This is a genomic window from Rossellomorea vietnamensis (assembly GCF_025398035.1).
GTDB classification, from domain to species: domain Bacteria; phylum Bacillota; class Bacilli; order Bacillales; family Bacillaceae_B; genus Rossellomorea; species Rossellomorea vietnamensis_B.
On record NZ_CP104558.1, the window covers coordinates 3,425,044 to 3,448,940 of the forward strand.

Genomic DNA, 23,897 nt, shown 5'->3' on the forward strand with positions numbered 1-23,897 from the left:
ATGTCATTCTTGAAAAAAAATTCAAAATTCCTAGCTATTCAAATATTCTTTAATCTTTCGTTTGGTAGTTCGCCATTAATTTCTTTCAGCGCTGTCTTTTGTATAAGGGTGTTCTCGTATAAACGGTATGAACACAAAAAATTTATATATATCCCGCTATTTTGCGGGTCTTCCGATTTTTTAATAGGAGAATTCTAGGTTCTATAAATTAAACAAAAGCTATATGCTTTGGGGATTAGTCGAAGCATAGAAGTGGCCATAGCTGTGGTTTGTGGTTGTTCACACTAATTATACTAGGGGGGATGGACATAACGTTTTTTACTTAATAATGGGCTTTTAATCGGTACCGGTATTAATGCTTTAAATAAATTTGGATTCTAATTCTCTCCTACATAATAAAGAAAAGATGTCCTACCTTACAGAGGCGTACTTTATTCATTAATTGCAGAAATCTCTAAGCTCTCCCTCTACCTTATATTAATTCTCCGTTAATCCTTCTTTATTTTCCAGAAAAATATTCATTTATAAATTGTCTTAGTTATTTCAAATGAAACTGCTTTGTGGGGCTACTTCCTCTAAGAAATTATTAGACACTAAACAACCCCAAAATCTATCCGATAAAAACAATATAACCCTTAGGAGGACCAAAAATGATTGAAAAAGTAACAGGTACAACCCCAGCTATACAATCATTTAACAAATTAGAAAATAATACAAATGAAGCGGTAAAACAACTCCAGGTACAAGAACGGCAACAAGAAGAAGTCAACAAAGAGCCTGTTACGAAAGAGAAGATGGAAGATGTCGTGCGTGGGATGAATGAGTTTTTATCGGCATCCAACACACATCTTAAATTCGAGTTTCACGATAAATTAAAAGAGTACTATGTGACGATTGTAGATGAGCGGTCAAAAGAAGTGATTAAAGAAATCCCATCCAAGAAGGTTCTCGACATGTTCGCGGCGATGACAGAATTTGTGGGATTAATGGTAGATAAAAAGATTTAGAGAAAGGGGCTTTATTATGAGAATCGGTGGTTTAGCGAGTGGGATGGATATTGATTCACTTGTGGCGGATTTGATGAAGGCAGAAAAGATCCCGCTTAACAAGCTTACGCAGAAGAAGCAAGTGATGGAATGGCAGCGTGATGATTACCGCAGAATGAATACGATGCTTAGTGATTTAGATAGCTTTATCTTTAATGAAATGACGTTACAAAAAGATTTCCTTAAAAAGAAAGTGTCAAGCTCAGATTCTAATATTGTGACAGCAACGGCAGGTCCTTCAGCTGGGAATATTAAAACTTCAGTGGAAGTTAAGCAATTAGCAACATCGACCAATTGGATTTCTGGTGCTTCGACTTATACTCCCTCTTTTCCTTTTTCGGCAGATACGGAAATTGAGTTGAAGATAACTAACGGGGATGGAACAGGATCTAAAGTGAAAAATCCAGATGGTACAGAAACCGATGTCATCAAGTTAACCATTAAAGCGGGTGCTACCCTTGATGAAGTATTAAAGCAGCTATCGAATAAACGTGAATTGGGGATTACTGCTTTTGCTGAAGCAGGAAAGGTCTCGATTACCAAGAATGATACTGGTTCTGCTTCATCCATTATGTTGCAGGATAATGATGCAAAATTATTATTTGAATCGTTTGGATTGACCCATACTGCAGGAGTTTTGGATAAGACAACGACGGGAGCTGACGCGAAGGCTATAATTAATGGATTGGAAGTGACAAGAGCAAGCAACACCTTTTCACTCAATGATATTACATACACCCTTCACCAAAAAAGTCCCGTGGGAGTCACAAGCAAGGTGGCGGTTTCAGGTGATACCGACAATATGGTTGATAAAATCGTTAAGTTTGTAGACAAATATAATGAAATGATTGAGGAAATCGATGACAAGATTTCAGAGAAACGATACCGAAACTATCAGCCACTTTCTGACGAGGAAAAAGAAAGTATGTCAGAAAAGCAGGTGGAGATGTGGGAAGAGCGTTCGAAGAGTGGATTGATCCGAAATGATTCTATATTGTCAGGTACACTTACGAAGCTCAGGACTGCTCTATATACTCCCTTTAATGGAACGGGGGTCAATGAAAATTATAAGCAGTTGAGTCAAATCGGAATTAGCTCGCTTAACTGGCAGGCAAAAGGGAAGCTGACCATTGATGAAGATAAACTGAGAGCGGCGATTGAAGATGATCCGAATGCCGTCTATGCTCTCTTCAATGCAACAGGCTCCAAAACGGATACAGAATCGCAGGGATTGTTGAAGCGGGTTCGTGAAACGATTAACGGCACGGTTGAAAGCATTGAGAAGAAAGCAGGGAAACCAACCAGTGTTAATAACTCTTATATGCTTGGTCGGATGCTTGATAATATGGACAGTCAAATTGACCGATTCCAGGACCGCCTGATTCAAGTCGAAGATCGCTATTGGAAGCAGTTCACCGCTATGGAAAAAGCGATTCAGCAATCCAATCAGCAGTCTATGTATCTCATGAACCAGTTCGGCGGAGGCATGTAATTTTAGATAATAAGCAAGGAGGGGCAATATGGCCATCAATAATCCATATACTACTTATCAGAATAACTCGGTCAACACCGCTTCACCAGGAGAGCTTACGCTCATGCTTTATAATGGTAGCTTGAAGTTTCTTCAAATTGCTAAGAAAGCGATAGAAGATAGAAATATAGAACTTAAAAATACCAATATCCAAAAAGTACAGGCCATCGTTAATGAATTAATGGTGACTTTGAACAGGGATCTTGAAGTCTCAAAAAACTTGATGTCATTGTACGATTACTTGAATCGCCGTCTAGCAGAGGCAAATGTGAAGAATGATCTTTCAATTTTAGAAGAAGTGGAAGGTTTTCTGACGGATTTCAGGGACACATGGAAACAAGTTGTGCAAGTAAATCGTCAGAAACAACATGCAGGACAAGGCGGACAGGCATAATGAGCTCTGTCCGTCTTTGCCATTCCATTACGAGACAATTGTATGAAACGGTTAGCGGGGTGGATGATGATAACCGAGAAGCTATAATAGGAAAGATTGAAAAAATGCTGGAAGAAAGACAAATTCTTCTTGAAGGTATACGACCTCCCTTCTCGGCTGAGGAGTATCTAATGGGGAAACAGATGATGGAGTGGAACCGTGCGATCGATCGCACGTTAATAGGTCTGCGGAATGACATCAAACGAGACATGAACGGCTTGACGAAAAAGAAAACAAATGTAAAACGCTATGCAAATCCATATGAAAACATGCAACATGATGGGATGTTCTATGATAAAAAGAAATAGGTAATTCTTTGATAACAAAACTAGGTGAATATCAGTCAATACGACGGAACACTCAATATAAATGAAGAAGCACTGAACTAAGGAAGCAAGCTTCACAGATTTATTTAAAACAGAAGGGGAACAGGTCCTATCCGATGTCTTCATGGCCATTGGGCAGATTTCAGAAAGCAATCCCTTGTTAAAAGAACTATTTTGATGAGGAAGGCATTCAGAAAGCTTTAACTGAATTTGATACGGTGACGGATCAGGCATGGAAACTCGACGGACAGTTAGACAACAATGAGATCAAGCAACATGTTGTACAAGAAAATCTGTCCCCAGCCTTTTCTACCTGGAAAGCCTCGATTGAAATAGAACTAAAACCCTATCTAACACACTAAGCCTCGAATCCACGAGGCTTTTTTCTTTTTCCAAATCCTCTCATGCTATAATAATAGAAAAATGCTGGAGGACGCCGGTATGAAAACTAGTGAAATAGATGAGATTAGAAGACTATGCCTTCTCTATCCAGAAGTTCATGAACACATAGATGGGTTCGGACATGTTTCCTTCCGCGTGAAGGACAAACCATTTGTCATCATCGGGGAGACCTTATCTATTAAAACGCTCCCCGCCACTCAGGAAATCCTCATCGAACAGCCAGGCTATATAAAGGCGCCGTACATAGGGAGACATGGCTGGGTGCTGGTTGAGGTAGAGGAAGTGGGCTGGCGAGTCATTGAAGGAATGATTCGTGAGGGTTATTTGATTGCTGCACCCAAGAGACTCGCCAATCTAGTTCAGAATAGATGAAGAAACATGATGAATTTAATTACCAATGAACTCATAAAACAAATCTCCCGACCGCGTATGTGGATTTCACTGGCACTCATCGTGTTCATCGATTCCATCGCGTCCCTTTTTGTCTATCTACTGTTCGACGGCATCCAATTTTCATTTTGGGAGTACATGCGGATCAGCTCTAACCTCCTTATGATCATTCAACTTTTCAGTCTGATCATAGTTGGAGATATCGTATCAAGTGAATTTTCGTCAGCCACCATCAAGCTATTGCTCATCCGACCCATTAACCGTGTGAAAATTCTGCTTTCCAAATACATAACCGTGCTAGTTATTGCTACTGTGTTAACAGCCTCTCATTTCTTATTTTCCGCCGTGCTCGGTTCGCTATGGTTTTATGATAGTTTCTTTGATTTGAACGAGAATTTTTTTATTGTGGCAGGTGCATACGTACTGAGATTCATAGAAATGATGGTGATTTGTTCCTTCGCTTTTACCTTTTCAGTTGTGACGAGGAGCAGTTCGTTTGCGATTGGTTCTACTATTTTTCTGACCTTTTCCACCGGAACACTTTTGATCCTGATGAACGAGCTTGGTATGGAGTGGGGGAGGTATCTGTTGTTTGCGAATACCGATTTGCAACAGTATTTCTTCGGGACTCCACCGTTTGAAGGAATGACGTTTTGGTTTTCGGTTGGGGTGATTGTGGTTTATTTGGTTGGGTTTGGTGGATTGTGTTGGTGGAGTTTTGGGAAGAGGGATGTGGATGTTTGATAAATTGTTTTTGTACCAGGTACATTTAATAGCACTTGTACCCGGTACAACTAGACCCGAATCTACCAGGTACAATCTGCATCATATGTACCAGGTACAAAATTCACTTAAAGCCTCCTCCCAAAACCCCCTTCACAATTCCGCCCCAAACCCTCCACAAAACCTCCAAATCCCCACCGTCTAATCCCCAAAAAAAAGTGAGATAATACTACTACAAAGAGTGCCAGGTGAACCCAAAACATTCACAACTCCCACCTCACTCTTAAACTCTCTCCACTCCCGTCACACCAACACTTTCGACATCACCTTACAAACTTCACAAAAAAATGACAAAAAATTTAGAAAGTTTAAGAAGGATTAATGAAGGGAATGGAGAATATATATAACATAGCTTTATTTTTAAAAGGAGGAGTTTACATGTTGAACTACAACATTCGAGGCGAGAACATTGAGGTAACTCCAGCGATTCGCGAACATGTGGAGAAGAAGATTGGCAAGTTAGACCGTTACTTTAATGAAACTCCTGATGCAAATGTACATGTTAATTTGAAAGTGTATCCTGATAAAAATACGAAAACTGAAGTGACTATTCCAATGCCGCAATTAGTTCTACGTGCAGAGGAACGCAACGCAGATATGTATGCGGCCATTGATCTGATAGTAGATAAATTGGAGCGTCAAATTCGCAAACATAAAACCAGAGTGAACCGTAAAATGCGTGAAAAGGGCAGCCCGAAGGAGTTCTTCGCGGCTCAGGAAGATCTGAATCATGTTTCTCCTAACGGTGCAGCAGCCGTTGAATTGGAGGAAGAGGACGATGCGGAAGTAGTAAGAACAAAACAGTTCAATCTGAAGCCGATGGACAGCGAAGAAGCGATCCTGCAGATGAATATGCTGGGTCACACATTCTTCATCTTCACGGACGCAGAGACGAACGCAACGAACATTGTGTACAAGCGTCGTGACGGCAAGTATGGCTTAATTGAAACAAACTAAATACATCATTGAAATCCTGTGGTCGCTTAGACTGCAGGATTTTTTCATTGATAGGAGGATTTTACCATTTTTTGTCGAAGTTTGAAGGTAGACAAAAATGAGGGGGAAATCAAATGAGAGATCCACGATTAGAGAAGTTAGCGGATGTGCTGCTGACTCATTCATTGAAACTAAAAGAAGGGGAAAAGCTGATGATCACGGGGGAGCATTCGACACAACCTCTAATCAAAGAGCTCCTGAAAAAATCATATGGAATGGGGGTCATTCCTTATTTTGAGATAAGCGACCTTGAATTGAATCGGATCATGGTCAGTAATGCCAAGCCGGAGCAGGTTATCATTCGAAATAAATGGAATATGCAGCAGTATGAAGATCTGGATGCGATAATTCATATTGCCAGCGATGCCAACGACGCGGAGATGAGTGAAGTCCCCGCTGAACAGTGGCAGGAACTTATGCCCCATATGAAAGAATCCAACGACTATCTTATTCAAAACAAAAAGTGGGTTCTTTTAAACTATCCAAACTTCTCCCTCGCCCAGAAAGCGAAGATGAGCTATGACACCTTCTTCGATTATCTACTGGAAGTCTGCACGGTAGATTACAAACAAATGGAAGAAGCCCAGAAACCGCTGAAAGAACTGATGGACAAGACGGACAAGGTACGCATCACCGGTGAAGGGACGGACCTTGCGTTTTCCATCAAGGACATTCCGTCTGTCATGTGCTTTGGGGAGCGGAACATTCCGGACGGAGAAGTGTATACAGCCCCTGTAAAGGATAGCGTGAATGGGACGATTACATATAACACACCAACACTTTATCGCGGATTCTCTTTTAACAACGTCTCTTTGACCTTTGAGAACGGGAAGATTGTGAAGGCGAGGGCCGATAAAACGAAGGAACTCAACGATATTCTGGATACAGATGAAGGTGCCCGTTTCATCGGGGAGTTTGCCCTTGGGGTGAATCCGAAGATCAATGAGCCGATGCTGGATATTTTATTTGATGAGAAGATTAACGGAAGCTTTCATTTTACACCTGGACAGGCTTATGAACAGGCAGACAACGGTAACCGTTCCAATGTCCATTGGGATATGGTGTGCATCCAGCGCCCAGAATACGGCGGCGGGGAAATTTACTTCGATGATGTTTTAATTCGTAAAGATGGGTTATTTGTAGTAGAAGAGCTAAAAGGATTGAATCCTGACGCTTTAATTTAAAGGAGGACTTCACCATGACGTATTCCATTGTAGGCTATGACCCGGAAGAGAAAGAGTGGGGGATTGCGGTACAGTCCAAATTCCTCGGTGTTGGTTCGGTTGTACCGTTTGCGAAAGCAGGAGTCGGGGCGGTGGCGACTCAGTCTTACGCGAATACTTCCTACGGGCCACATGCGCTTCAACTGATGGAGGAAGGCAAGACGGCGGAAGAGGCGCTTGATATCATCACAAGGGATGACCCGGAGCGCCCGTTGCGCCAGGTGGGGTTGATCGATGCATGTGGCAACCCCGCCACCTTTACCGGTGAAGGGTGCTATGACTGGGCCGGTGGACAGACTGGAAAGCATTTTGCAGCTCAGGGAAATATTTTAGTAGATGAGCAAACCGTGAAGGCGATGGCGGATACCTTTGAGTCCACCACGGGGTCTTTGGCTGAAAGGCTGCTCCACGCCCTCGAGGCCGGCCAGGAAGCAGGCGGTGATTCCCGTGGCATGCAGTCCGCTGCCCTACTAGTCGTAAAGGAGAACGGTGGATACGGCGGATTCAATGATCGTTATATTGACCTCAGGGTCGACGATCACGCATCACCTATTAAGGAATTGAAGCGGATCTATCATTTGCACCAGCTGTATTTTAAAGAATCAGATGCCGGCAGGGTGGTACTTCTCGAAGGTGAGATTCACGATGAAGTGGAGCGGGAACTCACCCGTCTTGGCTATGCAAATGAAAAGCAGTCCCTCTATCAAAATTTGAAAGACTACCTGCACACCGAAAACTTTGAAATGCGTGAGCAGGAAGAGAATTATATCGATTTGGATGTCTTGGATTATATGAAAAATCAAGGAAGATAATTGTAAAAAGAACCAGTCGGAAAGTGATTGGTTCTTTTTTCTTGTTTTAAAACAGTTTAATGCTTGCCTGAAATGTTATATAATGAACCTTTGTGTACGGGACTCAGAGAAGTTGGAGGTAAATACAAACATGAGTACAGTCGGAAGAAATGAACCATGCCCTTGTGGCAGTGGAAAGAAATATAAGAAATGCTGCGAAAACGTTGTGAATATAGATACACTGGTGAGTCAGGAACTGGATGTGCTGCAGGCACAGCTGTATGACTTCATCGCTACGGCCCAGTCTGCCGAGATGGAAGAATCCTACCATCACTATCTTTCAAAGATGGACTTGATGCAGGCTGATCCCGATATTTATGAAATGGCATTTGTCAGCTGGTACGGAACGACTCAGAAGGATGCTGACGGTGTTCGTTTGATCGAACGATTTGTGGATAAGCAGCTGAGCACGGTGACTCGACCACAGACAGCTGAGGTATTGGAATCGTGGAAAAATGTACGGGTGACAGCTGGTACGGTAGAGAAGCTTGATGACAACACGCTGCGTGTCGGGGAAGCAATCACGGGAGATACACTTATCGTGACGGAAAAATTCGGTAAGCTTGAAGAGAACAGCTTCTTCCTGGGATTACTATTGCCGAACGGGGAGAAATATCTTCCGTTTGCTCAATACTTCATTTATCCGGCGATTGAAAAAGCGGCGATGGAGTTAGTGAAGATCCGTTTCGAACAGGGTGAATTTGAAACTCTACATGATTACTTATCAGGTCAGTACCTGGAAATCGCGGATGTCGGATTCGTCCTTTATAGTGCGGAGAAGAAGAAAGCTGGAAAAGCAGCGTCAACGGGTAAAGCTTCTGTTGAATCTGATGCAGAGAAGGATTCTGCAGACTCCATTGAAGGCGTCGAAATCTGGAAGACGCCGGAATACAACGAAGCGATCACCTCACTTCAAACTTTCCTGACTGAAAAAGGGGAAGATAAGAAAGAAAGTGAACTGCTCGTAGCCGTATTGGAAAAATACTTCTATACCGAACGCCCAACGATCCGCAACCCGAAAATCTACTCGGGGGCTATGGTCGACATGGCGAAAAACATTGACGAAATCAGTATCCGCCACGTTCAAAAGGAACTTGCCGAATACTTCGATGTCTCTGCCAACAGCATCTCAAGACGAAGCAAGCAAATCTGGGAAAGCTACCAGGACACCGTCTACGAACTGCTGAAAACAACGAACGCCTAAATCAAACTCAATACACACCCTACAAAAGTCGTCTGAAAAAGGCGGCTTTTTTTGAGGGACGGACCTCCCAAATCATGACCACTGAGACTAGAAAGCTTGATATAATGGCATTCATTTCTTCAAAAGGCTGAAAGAGGGAGGTCCGTCCCTCAAAGCCTTAAGTTGTAACCGATATGGGATAGTGGTAAGATTGATAGGGAAAATATCGTGTTTGTGTGGGAGGATAATTGGGTTTTGTAGCGAATTTTAAGTAGAGTGATGCGGAAGAGGTCCTGGGAATTTACAGGGATTTCACATTATTCTCATGGGAATCTCATTTTCTTTCGTTATACTTGTGACGTTTGGCTCTCATTCCAACACAGATAAAGGAGCGTTTATACATGCTTGGTCTATTGAATAAAGTGTTCGATGCGAATAAAAGAGAATTAAAGAGGCTGGAGAAACTGGCCGATCAAATAGAAGAATTAGGTCCTGATATGGAGCGTTTGACGGATGATGAAATCCGTGAAAGAACGGAGCGTTTCAAAGAGCGCTATCAAAAGGGTGAAGACCTGGAGGATATGCTCGTTGAAGCATTCGCAGTCGTACGGGAAGCGGCCCGCCGCGTTCTTGGTTTATATCCTTACCGCGTTCAGCTAATGGGTGGTATCTCCCTTCACGGAGGGAACATCTCCGAGATGAAAACCGGTGAAGGTAAAACTCTGACGGCGACGATGCCTGTTTACTTGAATGCCATCACAGGAAAAGGCGTTCACGTTATCACGGTCAATGATTACTTGGCCAGCCGTGATGCCGAAGAAATGGGGAAACTGTACAATTTCTTGGGACTGACTGTAGGGCTCAATCTCAACTCCATGTCTAAAGATGAAAAGCGCGAAGCATATAGTGCGGACATCACATATGGTACGAATAACGAATTCGGATTCGATTACCTTCGTGATAACATGGTCCTGTACAAAGACCAAATGGTTCAGCGCAGCCTTCATTTTGCCGTAATCGATGAAGTTGACTCCATTCTTATCGATGAAGCACGTACACCATTGATCATTTCAGGTAACGCCCAGCGCACGCCTCAGCTTTACATCCAGGCGAACGCGGTCGTACGCACACTGAAAAAAGAAGAAGATTACACTTATGATGAAAAAACAAAGGGTGTTCAATTAACGGAAGACGGAATCAGCAAGGTGGAAAGAGCCTTCCATATTGATAACCTGTTCGATATCTCACACGTAACCCTTAACCATCACATCAACCAGGCGTTGAAAGCTCATGTAAGTATGCATCGTGACGTTGATTATGTGGTCCAGGAAGGTGAAATCATCATCGTTGACTCCTTCACAGGCCGCTTGATGAAGGGGCGTCGTTACAGTGACGGACTTCACCAATCGATCGAAGCCAAAGAAGGTCTGGAGATTCAGAACGAAAGCATGACGATGGCAACGATCACCTTCCAGAACTACTTCCGTATGTACGAAAAGCTGTCCGGTATGACGGGTACAGCGAAGACGGAGGAGGAAGAGTTCCGTAATATCTACAATATGAACGTTATTGTCATCCCGACGAATAGACCGATCGTTCGTGATGACCGCGCCGATTTAATTTATGCGTCCATCGAAGGAAAGTTCAACGCCGTAGTGGAAGACATTAAAGAACGTAACGATAAAGGACAGCCTGTACTGGTCGGTACGGTTGCCGTTGAAACGTCAGAATTGATTTCTAAGCTCCTCACGAAAAAAGGCGTACGCCATAACGTGTTGAATGCGAAAAACCATGGCCGTGAAGCGGAAATCATTTTAGAAGCGGGTCAGCCTGGTGCTGTTACGATTGCGACGAACATGGCCGGTCGTGGTACGGATATCAAGCTTGGGGAAGGCGTCATCGATCTTGGCGGTCTTGCCGTCATCGGTACGGAACGTCATGAATCAAGACGTATCGATAATCAGCTTCGTGGACGTTCCGGACGTCAAGGGGACCCTGGGGTGACTCAATTCTATCTCTCAATGGAAGATGAATTGATGAGAAGATTCGGCTCTGACAACATGAAGAGCATGATGGAACGCCTTGGAATGGATGACTCTCAGCCGATCCAAAGTAAAATGGTCAGCCGTGCTGTCGAATCAGCTCAAAAACGGGTGGAAGGAAACAACTTCGACGCTCGTAAGCAGCTTCTTCAATATGATGATGTCCTGCGTCAACAGCGTGAAATCATCTACAAGCAGCGTAATGAAGTCATCGACTCTGAAAACCTTCGCGACATCGTTGAAGGCATGATCAAGTCAGTCATTGAACGCCAAGTAGCGGCTCATACGGCAGAAGAAGAGATGGAAAATTGGAATCTTCAAGGTATTGTTGATTTCGTCAACGCCAATCTTCTACCGGAAAATGACGTCACAGTCGACGATCTTCGTGGAAAAGAAGCCGATGAAATGATGGCTCTCATCTTTGAAGATGTACAGCATCGCTACAATGAAAAAGAAGAGCAGCTGACGCCTGAACAGATGCGCGAGTTTGAAAAGGTCATCCTGCTTCGCGCCGTTGATACGAAATGGATCGATCACATCGATGCCATGGATCAACTTCGCCAGGGTATCCACCTCCGTGCATACGGACAAAACGATCCACTGCGTGAATACCAGCATGAAGGCTTCGCCATGTTCGAAAGCATGGTACTCGCCATCGAAGAAGACGTGGCAAAATACGTCATGAAAGCGGAAATCCGCAACAACCTGGAACGCCAGGAAGTGGCCAAAGGCCAAGCGGTCAACCCGAAAGAAGACGGAGCAAAAGCCAAAAAACAACCCGTCCGCAAACAAGCAGACGTCGGACGCAATGACCCATGCCCATGCGGAAGCGGCAAAAAATACAAACACTGCCACGGCATAACAGGATAATATTTACGATTTGAGATGATACCTGGGACTTATTTTGCTAAAATAAGTCCCAGGTACTTTTCCGTTTTTTATGGGTAGCTGAAGTAGAGGGTATTAATAGTGGATGATTTTGTAAGCAGGCTTTTTTAAAAGCACTGTTGATTGGAGCGGAAGGTGCTCGACTCCTGCGGGAAAAGCGGGACAGGTGAGACCCCGCAGGCGAAGCCGAGGAGGCTCACCGCCCGCCCCGCGGAAAGCGAGCACCTGCAGCGGAAATCAACCACTACTATCTAATAGAAAATCCAGCCACTCTACTTCTGGTATATTCCCAATAAAATAATCTCAACAACCCAAATAAATATAGAGGTGACCACACATGGAACTATCAGAAATCAGAGCAGAGTTAGAAAAATCAGCTAAGACATTAGCGGACTTCAGGGGGTCTCTTTGACTTAGAAAACAAAGAGGCCAGAATCCAGGAACTTGACGAAATCATGGTCCAACCCGACTTCTGGGATGACCAGCAAACTGCACAGGGACTGATCAATGAAGGAAACGGCTTGAAGGAACTCGTCAATGAATACAAATCATTGCTTGAATCCCAGGAGAACCTCGAATTGACCCTTGAACTGGTCAAAGAAGAGCCGGACGAAGAACTTCAAAAAGACCTGGAAGAAGAACTTGCTGACCTGGTCAAACGTCTAAACGACTACGAGCTTCAGCTTCTACTAAGTGAAGAACATGATAAAAACAATGCCATCCTTGAACTTCATCCCGGTGCAGGCGGAACCGAGTCCCAGGATTGGGGTTCCATGCTTCTTCGCATGTACACACGTTGGGGTGAGAAACGCGGATTCAAGGTGGAAACCCTTGATTATCTTCCAGGGGATGAAGCGGGAATCAAGAGTGTAACGTTAGCGATAAAAGGTCACAACGCATACGGCTACTTGAAAGCTGAAAAAGGCGTACACCGTCTTGTTCGTATTTCGCCTTTCGATTCATCAGGCCGTCGTCACACTTCTTTCGTTTCGTGTGAAGTCATGCCTGAATTCAATGAAGAAATTGAAATCGACATCCGTACGGAAGATCTGAAAATCGATACGTACCGTGCAAGCGGAGCCGGCGGTCAGCATATTAATACGACTGACTCAGCGGTCCGTATCACTCACTTGCCGACCAATGTGGTGGTAACGTGTCAATCTGAGCGTTCTCAAATCAAGAACCGTGAGTCAGCGATGAAAATGCTGAAAGCGAAGCTCTACCAGAAGCGCATCGAAGAGCAGGAGCAGGAACTTGCTGAAATCCGTGGAGAGCAAAAGGAAATCGGATGGGGAAGCCAAATCCGTTCCTACGTCTTCCACCCATACTCCATGGTCAAGGACCACAGAACCAACACAGAATCAGGAAACGTACAAGGCGTCATGGACGGCGACATCGATCCATTCATCAACGCCTACCTGCGATCCAAAATAAAGTAATACTTGATAAAAAGCTGACCCCGTCAACCTCTGGCGGGGTCAGCTTTTTTGAGGGACGGACCTCTAATCAGCACAATGAAGCACATATTATATCCCCAGCCAAGGTCCGTCCCTCGAACCTCACCTCATTAATGCTTTAACACGTTATTGAACTGTTATTTACACCTTTATGTGCCCATGCTATACTCTCAAAGGTTGATACAGAAGGGTTTGATGGATGGATCAGCCTCTATATCATCTTCTTCATCACAGTTTTATGAAAATAGAAGTGCTGCGTTTTTTGAATGCATATGTTTACTTCTTCACAATCAAGACGTGACCCTTTGGAGGTCCGTCCCTTGAGGAGTGGTGCATCAAAGAAAGCGTTTGTACTCATACTATTAATACATAGGTTAAAGGAGTCGTACTGGATGGGTTTGAAGGAAAGGCGTCGTGAGCAGGTATTTAATCCACGTAAAGAAAAATTGTTAGAGTATTTGTTTGTTGTGTTCGGTTCAACGATTGTGGCCATTGCGTTTAATGTGTTCTTACTTCCGAATGAGGTCGCTTCAGGAGGCGTGAGTGGGATATCGACCATTCTGAATGGATTATTTGACTGGAAGCCGGCATACGTTCAGTGGGCATTCAATATTCCGTTATTCATTGCCGGACTGATCTTCCTGGGTCTTCAATTCGGAGTCAAGACAGCCATCGGTACGGTGTTTTTACCATTAGTCGTATTCTTGACCGAAGACTGGAAACCATGGACGGAGGATCCGTTGCTTGGTGCCCTTTTCGGCGGAATCGGTGTAGGACTTGGGTTAGGGATCGTATTCCGTGGAAGAGCCTCTACGGGAGGGACGGACCTTGCCGCCCAGATCGTCAATAAGTTCACGGGTCTGTCCTTGGGAACCTGTGTTGCCCTGATCGACGGGATGATCGTCCTATCTGCAGCCATCGTCTACGATATCGAACGTGGATTATATGCACTTATAGGTTTGTATGTAACCAGTAAAACCATCGATCTCGTCCAGGTTGGTATAAGCAGATCGAAAATGGCGCTGATCATTACTAATCGTCAGGAAGAAGTTCGTGAAGGAATTCTGAATAAAATCGACCGTGGAGTGACAAAACTATCAGCATACGGCGGTTATACGGATGACGAGCGCCCGATCCTCATGTGTGTCGTGGACCAGACAGAATTCACAAAACTGAAACAACTGGTCAAAACCATTGACCCTTCAGCATTCGTCGTGACAATGGACGCTTCAGAGGTATTGGGGGAAGGTTTCAAACGAGTTTAAACTTGGTATAATTATGTAAGAGAGGGACGGACCTGAAAACCGATCCGTAACTCTGAAATAAGTTTCCTAGGGGGATAAAAATGAAGAAAAAGCTGCTAGGTGTTCTTTTTGGCGCTTCATTGGTACTTGCAGCCTGTGGTGGTAACGACGGCGACAGTACAGAAACAAGCTCCGGTGGAATTGACCCTGAAAAAATCGTAAATAATAAGTGCACCAGCTGTCATGGTGGGAACCTTGAAGGCGGAATGGGGCCGGCCCTTAAAAACATCGGGGCAGAACTAAGCAAAGATCAAATCCTTGAAACCATCAAAAATGGTAAAGGACAAATGCCTCCTGGACTCATCAAAGGTGATGAAGCAGAAGCGGTGGCAGAATGGTTATCGAATAAGAAATAAGATCGGGAGAAGAATCCAATGGGTTCTTCTTTTATTTTTGCCGAAATCTGCTTAAACTTCACCAATCGAGGCTGTGGGTTATGAACAAAGCTTCCTCTAAATAAATATCCACAGATTTTCCCCAATCCTTCTTTAAGTCTTTGTTACAGAACCTTTTCTCATGAAATCACGCAATTGTTATTCTCTCTACCAGCTAGAATTATAACCTAGTAACTTAATCAGATTACCATCAACTTAGCGTTTGTCATGATAGTATCCTTTTGTGTAAGTATGTAGTATTAGTACCAGTTACTAGGTATAAATAACTATAAAATGGTCTGAACATAGGTAAAATCGACAACAAAACAGGTAATAAATTCACATTTTTTTAGGTTCTGAAATGTAAATGTAATAATTTTTTTCCTTAACTTACTATAAAGAGATGTTATAATAATTTTCGGAAGCGTAATTCGAGGTTTTTCACCAATTTTTGTCTAACGGTGATAAAGACGACTTTGGTTACGTGCCGTGTACATATGTCGATAACAGCCAAGAGGGTAACTACATAATACAAATTAGGTGATTTTAAAATGATAGAAATGAAAGACGTCTACAAGCAGTACAGCAACGGTGTCATGGCTGCTAATGGCTTTAATGTCCACATTAAGCAAGGAGAGTTTGTGTATGTGGTGGGGCCGAGTGGTGCCGGGAAGTCTACTTTTATTAAAATGATGTACCGCGAAGAACGTCCTTCCAAAGGAGATATCGTTGTAAATGGTATCAATCTCGCAAAACTGAAAAATAGTAGAGTTCCATACTTAAGAAGAAACGTGGGGGTTGTATTCCAGGATTTCAAGCTGCTACCATCGCTGACAATCTATGAAAACATTGCCTTCGCACTTGAAGTTATAGAAGAACATCCAAAGCAGATCAAGAAAAGAGTCATGGAAGTACTGGACCTGGTAGGGTTAAAGCATAAAGCAAGAATGCTGCCGAATGAGCTTTCCGGTGGAGAACAGCAACGTGTATCGATTGCTCGATCCATTGTGAATACTCCGAAGCTTGTGATCGCGGATGAACCTACAGGAAACCTCGATCCCGAAACATCTTGGGATATCATGAACATATTCGAAGAAATCAGTAACCGTGGAACCACGGTGATCATGGCTACACATAACCGGGAAATCGTGAATACGATCAAGCATCGGGTAATCGCCATTGAAAATGGCCGCATTGTCCGTGACGAACAGCGAGGTGATTACGGTTATGAAAGCTAGAACGTATGGCCGCCATCTTAGAGAAAGCTTCAAGAGTATCGGACGTAACGGCTGGATGACATTCGCATCAGTGAGTGCCGTTACCGTAACATTACTACTTGTTGGTGTATTCATCGTCTTGATGCTAAACATGAACAAGGTAGCAACCGATATTGAGAAAGACGTTGAAGTACGGGTCTTACTCGAAATTGGTACTGAAAAATCCCAAACCGAACAAATAGAAAAAAAGATACAAAATATAAGTGGTGTGGAATCGGTTGAGTATTCTTCCAAAGAAGAAGAACTTCAGAACCTGGTCAAGGATCTGGGAGACGATTTCAGATTATTTGAACAAGATAACCCTTTATATGATGTGTTTATCGTAAAAGCAGACAATCCAAGGGACACCGGGAAAATCGCAGGTCAAATCAGCAAGTTTGATGGTGTCAATGAAGCCCTTTACGGTGAGGCGAAGATTGAAAAATTATTCAATGTACTGGAAATGAGTCGGAATGTTGGACTTGTGTTGATCATCGGTCTGTTGTTCACGGCGATGTTCCTCATTTCAAATACAATCAAAATTACCATTGTCGCTAGAAGAAGGGAAATCGAGATAATGAAACTCGTGGGTGCAACCAACTGGTTTGTACGCTGGCCATTCATATTAGAAGGCTTATGGCTTGGAATTTTAGGTTCTATTATCCCGATCGCTCTTGTCTCAACAGGTTACTACTATGCCTATGGATTTATTAAACCAAAACTACAAAACAATTTTATTCAGATATTAGATTTTACCCCCTTTATCTATCAAGTAAACGGATTAATTTTATTAATGGGTTGCCTGATCGGGGCTTGGGGAAGCTTTATGTCTGTGCGTAAATTCTTAAAAGTGTAAAATTTGATAGGTTGATAGAAGCTGAAAGGAGCATGCCGCTTGAACAAGAAGTATTTCATATCATTATCTATTGCAGCAGCATTAACAATCGGAAGTCTACCAACGTTAGCAACCACTGCTAGCGCTAACTCCTCCGTGGAGGACTTGAAGAAACAGCAGGACGACGTTTCATCTAAAAAAGAAGAGATCAATGGCAAAATTAGTGAAAAAAATTCTCAAATCGACCAAACGATCAATAAACAAAAAGACCTTGAATCACAGATTGCCGAAATCAGTACGAAATTAAAAGATACAGAAACGAAGATTGCCGAAAAAACAAAAGAAATTGATGAAACAACAGCAAAGATCAATAAACTTAAAGCGGATATTGAAGAGTTAAAGAAGAAGATTGAAGAGCGTAATGAACTTCTGAAGGAACGTGCTCGTGCCATTCAGGAAAAAGGCGGCTCTGCCAATTACCTAGACGTACTACTTGGAGCGGAAAGCTTCGGAGACTTCATCAACCGTGTCACAGCAGTGAATACCATTGTAAGTGCGGACAAAAAGATCATGGACGAACAGAAACGTGATCAAGAGGAATTAGAGAAGAAGCAGGCAGAAGTGGAAAAAGAACTTGCTGACCTCGAATCTTCCAAAGCAAATCTTGAATCTTTGAAAAAAGACCTTGATAGTCAAAAGGCTAAAAAAGCTGAATTATTCAAGCAGCTTGAAGCTCAGCAGGCTTCATTAAAAGTAGAAAAAGCCGATCTTGAGAAAGAGTCAGATGAACTTTCGAAAATGGAACACCAGCTTGAAGGTGAGATCCAGGCTGAACAAGCACGTCTGGCAGAGTTAGCCCGTCAACGTGAAATCGAACGTAAGCGCCAGGCGGAAGCTGAAGCAGCGAAACGTGCAGCAGCACAACAAAAGGCGACAGCAAGCAGCAGCGGCGGAGCTTCATCAGCATCAGCAGCTCCGGCAGAAACAGCTCCAAGCGCACCTGTAAGTGCAGGGGCATGGACAGCACCAGCACGTGGAGCAATCACAACCAATTTTGGCTGGGATGTTTTAAATGGTGAGCGACGTTTCCACTACGGTACAGACATTGCGGCACGTGGAAGTGTTCCAATCTCTGCAGCGGCAGATGGTTATGTCATCAAGAGCCATTACAGTTCAAGCTACGGTAACGTAGTGTACATCACTCACTCTATCAACGGCCAAATGTTTACCACTGTGTATGCTCACATGTCTTCTTCATTAGTGAGCACTGGACAAGCAGTAAATAAAGGTGACCAAATCGGTTACATGGGTAACACAGGTTACTCTTTCGGACAGCATTTACACTTTGAACTTTACAGAGGTTCATGGAGTGCTTCACATGCTAATGCTGTAAACCCACGTCAATATATTAACTTTTAATAAAACAGTCCCCGCTTTGATGAAGGCGGGGACTTTATTAATGATTGTAGATGAACGATTCTTGCATCCTTATAAAACCGCGAATGTTACGGAATAGTGTTTTCATCACTTCTTTTTTCTAGTATAATGACTAGTATACTCATGTGAATTTTCGAAAAATGGCAAACTAATTGAAAAATTAGGACGCAAAACCACGGGTCTTCTATTTTTAAAAATAATGATCGCCGGGTTACCGAAAACAATGGATACAATGAATACTAATTCGAACGTAAATCTAGTACTCATTTAAGCCTGCCTTTTTGGTGGGCATTTTTTGATTGGATGTTCGTCTCAGTGTGATTTGAATCTGCTATAAGGGTGATGAAGTTGGAATTAAGTGATATAAAAAGGCAACTGCGAAGCTTTTGCCGAAGAAACCGCACAGCGTTAAGATATACATACGTAAAAAATTATACTGCAGAAGATATTAGTGAGATGTTGATAGACCGGATAGGTGCCGAAGAAGTCGAGAGGATTTTGGTGGATATTGACATCATCAATCAACGCGGTGGAGATACCGTCAAATACTTCATGCTCATCCTGGAAGGGTTGAGAGCAGCTTAAGTTCTAGATTCTCCTTCACAGGGGCAATTATTTTCACGTCGTATACGAAAGGATCCTTCAGAGAGGGATCCTTTTTTACCGGAAAAAGAGCTCTCTCACGGTCTGTAATCATGACGGTAAGGGATACACTATGATTAAATCACTTGCCCCAATGATGGAAATTTAAGATACTAATACATAATAGGGTATATTACGAACGGAGGAAACGTCATGACCGGACACTTATTCGAACATCACAAAGCTTCAAAGCTGCTTGACCCAAAACGACAAGAGCTTGTACCTGTGGAAAAAGTATTAAAGCTGCTCCAATTAAGGAAAGATGATATCGTTGCTGATCTTGGCTGCGGAAATGGTTATCTAACCCTTCCGATAGCCAACGAGGTGGAGACGAAGGTCCAGGCGGTTGATCTGCAGCAGGAGATGCTTGAGTACCTTAAACACCGGGCTGAGGAAGAAAATATAGATAATATCGTGTATGTAAAGTCGTCTCTTGAATACCTTAGCTTCAACAAAGGGACATTGGATAGAGCGGTGTCTGCCTTCGTCTTACATGAAGTACCGGACTTGATCAAAGTCTTTCAGGACCTTCACGATATGCTGAAAGACGATGGAAACTGGCTGATTCTCGATTGGGAAGCGGTGGAATCGGAAATGGGACCGCCTTTAGAAGAACGTATTCCATCTGAAGAACTTGAACGTCAGCTCAATTCAGCAGGATTTATCACAACGGTTGGGCATCTGCATGAATCCGTCTACTATATTGTTGCGAAAAAAGGATAAGATAGAAATTTTATAAAAATGGTTTTCTTAATCAAATATTAACATTTCCTGTTCATACTGTTCATGTAAAGGAGTGAACAGTATGATGGAAGTTTCGATATGGTTTGCTCTGGCGGCAGGAGCATTATCTTTTTTTTCGCCGTGCGTATTTCCGCTTCTGCCTGCTTATGTCAGTCATTTAACTGGTGGACAGGCACGGGATGGGCATATGAAGGTGGAACGATCGGTGGTTTTACTGCGATCCTTTGGTTTCATTGCAGGATTTTCCCTCATTTTCATTCTAATGGGGGCTTCAGCCAGCTTTCTTGGAGAAATGTTCTCTGAATATCGGATCTACATTGAACAGATTGCGGGGATTCTTATTATTGTGTTTGGGTTGCAAATGATGGGCTGGCTCAGTTTTTCATTCTTACTGAAAGATACGAGATCGTTTGAAACGAAGAAAAAAGGGACGGCTTTGGGATCGATTCTGCTGGGGATGGCTTTTGCCAGTGGATGGTCACCATGTGTCGGATTGACGCTTTCTTCTATTTTGTTGTTAGCAAGTGCCAGCAGTACATTGACCCAAGGAATAGTCCTGCTGATTGTCTATTCGATTGGATTGGCAGTTCCCTTCCTGCTTATCTCCCTGATGATCACCAAGACGTTCACCGTGATGAAGACGATCAACAGAATCCTTCCTGGGCTTTCGAAAATCAATGGAGCATTGATGATCATCTTGGGATTTCTTGTGTTTAGTGGGAAGATGCAGCAAATCAGCTCTTATCTTTCCGTTTTTAGTTTCTTTTCAACATAGGGGGAGAGTATGAAGGTTCAAAATAAGACGATTCTGATTGTTGAAGACGATGTAAAGATTCGCAAGCTAATCAAACTCTTTCTTGAAAATGACGGGTATGAAGTGTTTGAAGCCCAGGATGGGGAAGAAGGAAAACGATTATTCAAAGAGCATGACCCTTGCTTCGCGATCCTGGATCTGATGCTTCCGAAAACCCAGGGAGAAGAGTTGTGCAGATGGATTCGGGAAGAAGAGAAAAGTGATATCGGTATTATCTTTGTGACCGCCAAAACGACGGAGGATGAAAGAATCCTTGGATTGAAGGCCGGGGCGGATGATTACGTCACAAAACCGTTCAGTCCGTCTGAACTTGTGACAAGGGTGGACACAGTCCTTCGCAGAACAGGGACGCGCTGCCAAAAGCTCAGCAAAAAAGGATTGACGCTGAAGCCGATGAAAGGAGAGGTCACCTATAAAGGCGACACCCTGGAATTAACGTCCTTTGAATTCAGGATCCTTGAATATTTAATGATCCATGCGGGTCAAGTGATTTCAAGGCAGCAGATTCTTGATGCCCTGTATGATATGAATCAAAAAGTTGTTTCGGAACGGACGATCGATGTCCATATCCGCCACCTCCGAAAGAAACTTCAAGCGATCACCCATCAATCATTTATACAAACCGTCAGAGGGATGGGGTATAAGTTCGATGCGTAAAAGAAAAGAAGTATGGGGGATATTCACTCAGTTGACTTTTCTTAATACAATCATCATTGCCCTTGTCATCGCCATAGCTGGATTCACGGTCAAAAACTATGCTTGCACCCTCGTCAATCAGCAAGAGATTACAGGGACGGACCTGGAAATCCTGCTTAATCAATATTTGGTGAAAGTAAGCATTCTTGCCTTCCTTCTTGCCGGCGGCTTTCATTTCCTTTTATTAAAGTGGTTGATTCATCCATTGAAAAAACTAACAGCCGCAACACAAGAATTGAAAAAAGGAAATCACCCTAAGCGACTGAAGAATCCTCTGATTTATGAGGTGAAAGAGCTGAATGATGCCTTCAATGATTTAACAGAACGGACGGCTCGCGTAAAATCAAAGCAAAACCGGTTATTAAAAGATCTGTCCCATGAATTAAGAACTCCCTTGACCAATTTATCAGGATACCTCGAAGGCCTTGAAAAAGGAATTGTAAAAGGCGATCAAGAAATGTATCGTTCCCTTCAGGAAGAAACAACCCGGATCGAACGATTGCTGGAACAACTCGCCCGGATCAATCAATGGACATCCGACGGGGAAATGAAAGACTTCAAAAGGGATAAAATTTTGATTCATCAGCTGATAAAGAGGCGGATCACCATCTTTCATATTAAATTCCTTGAAAAAGGGATCATGGTGGATGACACTCTTGAACCTTTCACGTTGGAGGGAAGCATTGATGGACTTAATCAAGTCCTGAGCAATCTCCTTCAAAATATTGTGGATTACGACAATGGGAAGAAGGTAAGGATAGAAAGCTGTGTTGAGGAGGGATCTTATGTGATCCGGTTTTCCCATGAAGGAAAAAGGATTCCTGTTGAAGAAAGCGAGCTGATCTTTGAACGCTTCTATCGTGTTGATCCTTCGAGGTCGCCTTTGACAGGCGGAACAGGACTCGGACTGGCCATAGCAAAAGAGATCGTACTTGCCCATGGAGGAGATCTTTCCCTTGCAACCGATGGTCTTCATCATACCTTTGAGATACGACTTCCCAAATAACGAATGATTCGAGGATAATACATGACAGAGCAATGGTACACGATCGGTTCCTTTACATTCCCCTCCTCATGGGGGGCCATCATCGCCTCATTCGTACTGACTTTCTTATTCCTTTTCTTCTGGAATCGAAAGGCCAGTGACTGGTATTCGAATGCCATTTTGATTTTTATACTAGTCTGGAAATTGAGTGTGATTGTGATCGACTTTCAAACGGTCATCAAGCACCCCTTTACGATTCTCTATTTTCACGGAGGGATCATGGGGTATTGGTTAGGCTTGGCGGCTGTTCTCCTGTATATCTTTTTCAGGAAAGTCGATTGTCCATCTACCCCTATCATTTCATGGATGACTACGGTACTTGTCTTTGAGGTTGTCTTACATATGCTCCATGATGACTTTCTTTTAGCGGGTATTCAGTCCGTTCTCAATCTGATGATGGTTTATTTTGGGGTGAAAAAATCAGCTGGATCTGATGGAAGGATGTGGAGTGGGCAGATATTCGTTTTGTTCACCCTTTTCCAATTATTGCTTCACACTTTGATCGGCGGCTTCGAATTATCCGTCACCACCTGGTCGTATTTAGTGATGATGATCGGTCTCATCTTTCTTTTAACGGTAAGGAGGAAAACTAAAAGTGAATAAACGAAATTTTGCTCTGGCGATCGTCGCACTGCTGATCGGAATCTTCCTTGTGAATTTGTTCCAGGATCAACAGGAAAAAAAGGCAAAAGAAGAGGCTGCCCAGTTGGCCAAGGAATCCATGGACCTTTCTGATGCCAAGCAGGGACTCACCAAAGGGGATCGTGCACCGGACTTTACCTTATCCACGTTGGAAGGGGAAGAAGTAAAGCTGTCTGACTATCAAGGCAAGAAAGTGATCCTGAATTTCTGGGCCACCTGGTGCCCGCCATGTAAAGCGGAAATGCCCCATATGGAACAGTATTACGAAAAAAACGCGAAAAAAGAGAATGTCGAAATCCTTGCCGTCAATTTGACCTCACAGGATGATGGGGAGAAGGCAGTCCAGCAATTTGTCGACGGCTACGAACTCACTTTCCCCATTCTCATGGATGAGAAAGGGGATATCGGAGACGAGTACCGGGCATTCACGATCCCGACCACTTACATGATCGATACAAACGGCCTCATCCAGCACAAAATCGTCGGCCCCATGAACGAAGAAATGATGGGTAAAATGGTCGGAGGGATGGAATAATGGGAGGGACGGACCTCTGACA

General features: G+C 43.3%; 24 protein-coding genes and 1 riboswitch. All 24 genes read left to right on the plus strand.

Annotation, left to right across the window (positions count from 1 at the left end):
- Positions 1-650: 650 nt before the first annotated feature.
- The 24 genes from flaG (at position 651) to N5C46_RS17585 (ending at position 23,875) form a co-directional block, all read left to right on the plus strand.
- Positions 651-1,007, plus strand: coding sequence for a flagellar protein FlaG (gene flaG / locus N5C46_RS17470; RefSeq protein ID WP_261749594.1), 357 nt, complete (start codon positions 651-653; stop codon positions 1,005-1,007).
- Between the two features lie 16 nt (positions 1,008-1,023).
- On the plus strand, positions 1,024-2,538 hold the full coding sequence (locus tag N5C46_RS17475; RefSeq protein ID WP_261749595.1) for a flagellar hook-associated protein 2: 1,515 nt from the start codon (positions 1,024-1,026) through the stop codon (positions 2,536-2,538).
- A 28-nt stretch (positions 2,539-2,566) separates the two neighbouring features.
- Positions 2,567-2,971: a flagellar export chaperone FliS gene (gene fliS / locus N5C46_RS17480; protein ID WP_261749596.1), complete on the plus strand. Its 405-nt coding sequence runs from the start codon at positions 2,567-2,569 to the stop codon at positions 2,969-2,971.
- Positions 2,971-3,318, plus strand: coding sequence for a flagellar protein FliT (locus N5C46_RS17485; protein ID WP_261749597.1), 348 nt, complete (start codon positions 2,971-2,973; stop codon positions 3,316-3,318). The genes fliS and N5C46_RS17485 overlap by 1 nt, the downstream gene beginning before the upstream one ends.
- Before the next feature lie 459 nt (positions 3,319-3,777).
- Positions 3,778-4,110, plus strand: a complete 333-nt coding sequence (locus N5C46_RS17490) for an MmcQ/YjbR family DNA-binding protein (RefSeq protein ID WP_261749598.1) — start codon at positions 3,778-3,780, stop codon at positions 4,108-4,110.
- 6 nt (positions 4,111-4,116) lie between these two features.
- Positions 4,117-4,872, plus strand: a complete 756-nt coding sequence (locus N5C46_RS17495; RefSeq protein WP_261749599.1) for an ABC transporter permease — start codon at positions 4,117-4,119, stop codon at positions 4,870-4,872.
- 417 nt (positions 4,873-5,289) lie between these two features.
- Positions 5,290-5,868: a ribosome hibernation-promoting factor, HPF/YfiA family gene (gene hpf, locus N5C46_RS17500; RefSeq protein ID WP_061811450.1), complete on the plus strand. Its 579-nt coding sequence runs from the start codon at positions 5,290-5,292 to the stop codon at positions 5,866-5,868.
- A gap of 113 nt (positions 5,869-5,981) precedes the next feature.
- On the plus strand, positions 5,982-7,091 hold the full coding sequence (locus tag N5C46_RS17505; RefSeq protein ID WP_261749600.1) for an aminopeptidase: 1,110 nt from the start codon (positions 5,982-5,984) through the stop codon (positions 7,089-7,091).
- A 14-nt stretch (positions 7,092-7,105) separates the two neighbouring features.
- Entirely contained in the window at positions 7,106-7,942 is an 837-nt protein-coding gene (locus N5C46_RS17510; protein WP_261749601.1) for a DUF1028 domain-containing protein, read from the plus strand.
- Positions 7,943-8,072: 130 nt separating this feature from the next.
- Positions 8,073-9,185, plus strand: a complete 1,113-nt coding sequence (locus N5C46_RS17515; RefSeq protein WP_261749602.1) for a YecA family protein — start codon at positions 8,073-8,075, stop codon at positions 9,183-9,185.
- A 380-nt stretch (positions 9,186-9,565) separates the two neighbouring features.
- Positions 9,566-12,076, plus strand: coding sequence for a preprotein translocase subunit SecA (gene secA, locus N5C46_RS17520; protein ID WP_261749603.1), 2,511 nt, complete (start codon positions 9,566-9,568; stop codon positions 12,074-12,076).
- Positions 12,077-12,431: 355 nt separating this feature from the next.
- Positions 12,432-13,533, plus strand: a protein-coding gene (gene prfB / locus N5C46_RS17525; protein ID WP_156030177.1) for a peptide chain release factor 2 whose coding sequence is annotated in 2 segments (ribosomal slippage) — positions 12,432-12,503 and positions 12,505-13,533 — 1,101 coding nt in all. Because the reading frame shifts where the segments join, the coding sequence is not laid out codon by codon here.
- A 410-nt stretch (positions 13,534-13,943) separates the two neighbouring features.
- Positions 13,944-14,816: a YitT family protein gene (locus N5C46_RS17530; protein WP_159362868.1), complete on the plus strand. Its 873-nt coding sequence runs from the start codon at positions 13,944-13,946 to the stop codon at positions 14,814-14,816.
- Between the two features lie 80 nt (positions 14,817-14,896).
- Positions 14,897-15,211: a cytochrome c551 gene (gene cccB, locus N5C46_RS17535; protein WP_261749604.1), complete on the plus strand. Its 315-nt coding sequence runs from the start codon at positions 14,897-14,899 to the stop codon at positions 15,209-15,211.
- 569 nt (positions 15,212-15,780) lie between these two features.
- Positions 15,781-16,467, plus strand: a complete 687-nt coding sequence (gene ftsE / locus N5C46_RS17540; protein ID WP_034764386.1) for a cell division ATP-binding protein FtsE — start codon at positions 15,781-15,783, stop codon at positions 16,465-16,467.
- A complete protein-coding gene (gene ftsX, locus N5C46_RS17545; RefSeq protein ID WP_224521900.1) occupies positions 16,457-17,341 on the plus strand; it encodes a permease-like cell division protein FtsX in 885 nt (294 codons plus the stop codon). The genes ftsE and ftsX overlap by 11 nt, the downstream gene beginning before the upstream one ends.
- Before the next feature lie 39 nt (positions 17,342-17,380).
- Entirely contained in the window at positions 17,381-18,739 is a 1,359-nt protein-coding gene (locus N5C46_RS17550) for a murein hydrolase activator EnvC family protein (RefSeq protein WP_261749605.1), read from the plus strand.
- 150 nt (positions 18,740-18,889) lie between these two features.
- Positions 18,890-18,976: riboswitch (cyclic di-GMP riboswitch) on the plus strand.
- A gap of 129 nt (positions 18,977-19,105) precedes the next feature.
- A complete protein-coding gene (locus tag N5C46_RS17555; RefSeq protein WP_261749606.1) occupies positions 19,106-19,342 on the plus strand; it encodes a hypothetical protein in 237 nt (78 codons plus the stop codon).
- Between the two features lie 210 nt (positions 19,343-19,552).
- The gene (locus N5C46_RS17560; RefSeq protein WP_261749607.1) at positions 19,553-20,122 is read left to right on the plus strand and encodes a class I SAM-dependent methyltransferase; all 570 of its coding nucleotides are present in this window, start codon (positions 19,553-19,555) and stop codon (positions 20,120-20,122) included.
- 82 nt (positions 20,123-20,204) lie between these two features.
- Positions 20,205-20,918, plus strand: coding sequence for a cytochrome c biogenesis CcdA family protein (locus N5C46_RS17565; RefSeq protein ID WP_261749608.1), 714 nt, complete (start codon positions 20,205-20,207; stop codon positions 20,916-20,918).
- A gap of 9 nt (positions 20,919-20,927) precedes the next feature.
- Positions 20,928-21,614, plus strand: coding sequence for a response regulator transcription factor (locus tag N5C46_RS17570; RefSeq protein WP_261749609.1), 687 nt, complete (start codon positions 20,928-20,930; stop codon positions 21,612-21,614).
- On the plus strand, positions 21,607-22,659 hold the full coding sequence (locus N5C46_RS17575) for a HAMP domain-containing sensor histidine kinase (protein ID WP_261749610.1): 1,053 nt from the start codon (positions 21,607-21,609) through the stop codon (positions 22,657-22,659). The genes N5C46_RS17570 and N5C46_RS17575 overlap by 8 nt, the downstream gene beginning before the upstream one ends.
- Positions 22,660-22,680: 21 nt before the next feature.
- A complete protein-coding gene (locus tag N5C46_RS17580) occupies positions 22,681-23,301 on the plus strand; it encodes a hypothetical protein (protein ID WP_261749611.1) in 621 nt (206 codons plus the stop codon).
- A complete protein-coding gene (locus N5C46_RS17585; RefSeq protein ID WP_261749612.1) occupies positions 23,294-23,875 on the plus strand; it encodes a peroxiredoxin family protein in 582 nt (193 codons plus the stop codon). Before N5C46_RS17580 ends, N5C46_RS17585 begins: the two co-directional genes overlap by 8 nt.
- The last annotated feature ends 22 nt before the right edge of the window (positions 23,876-23,897 follow it).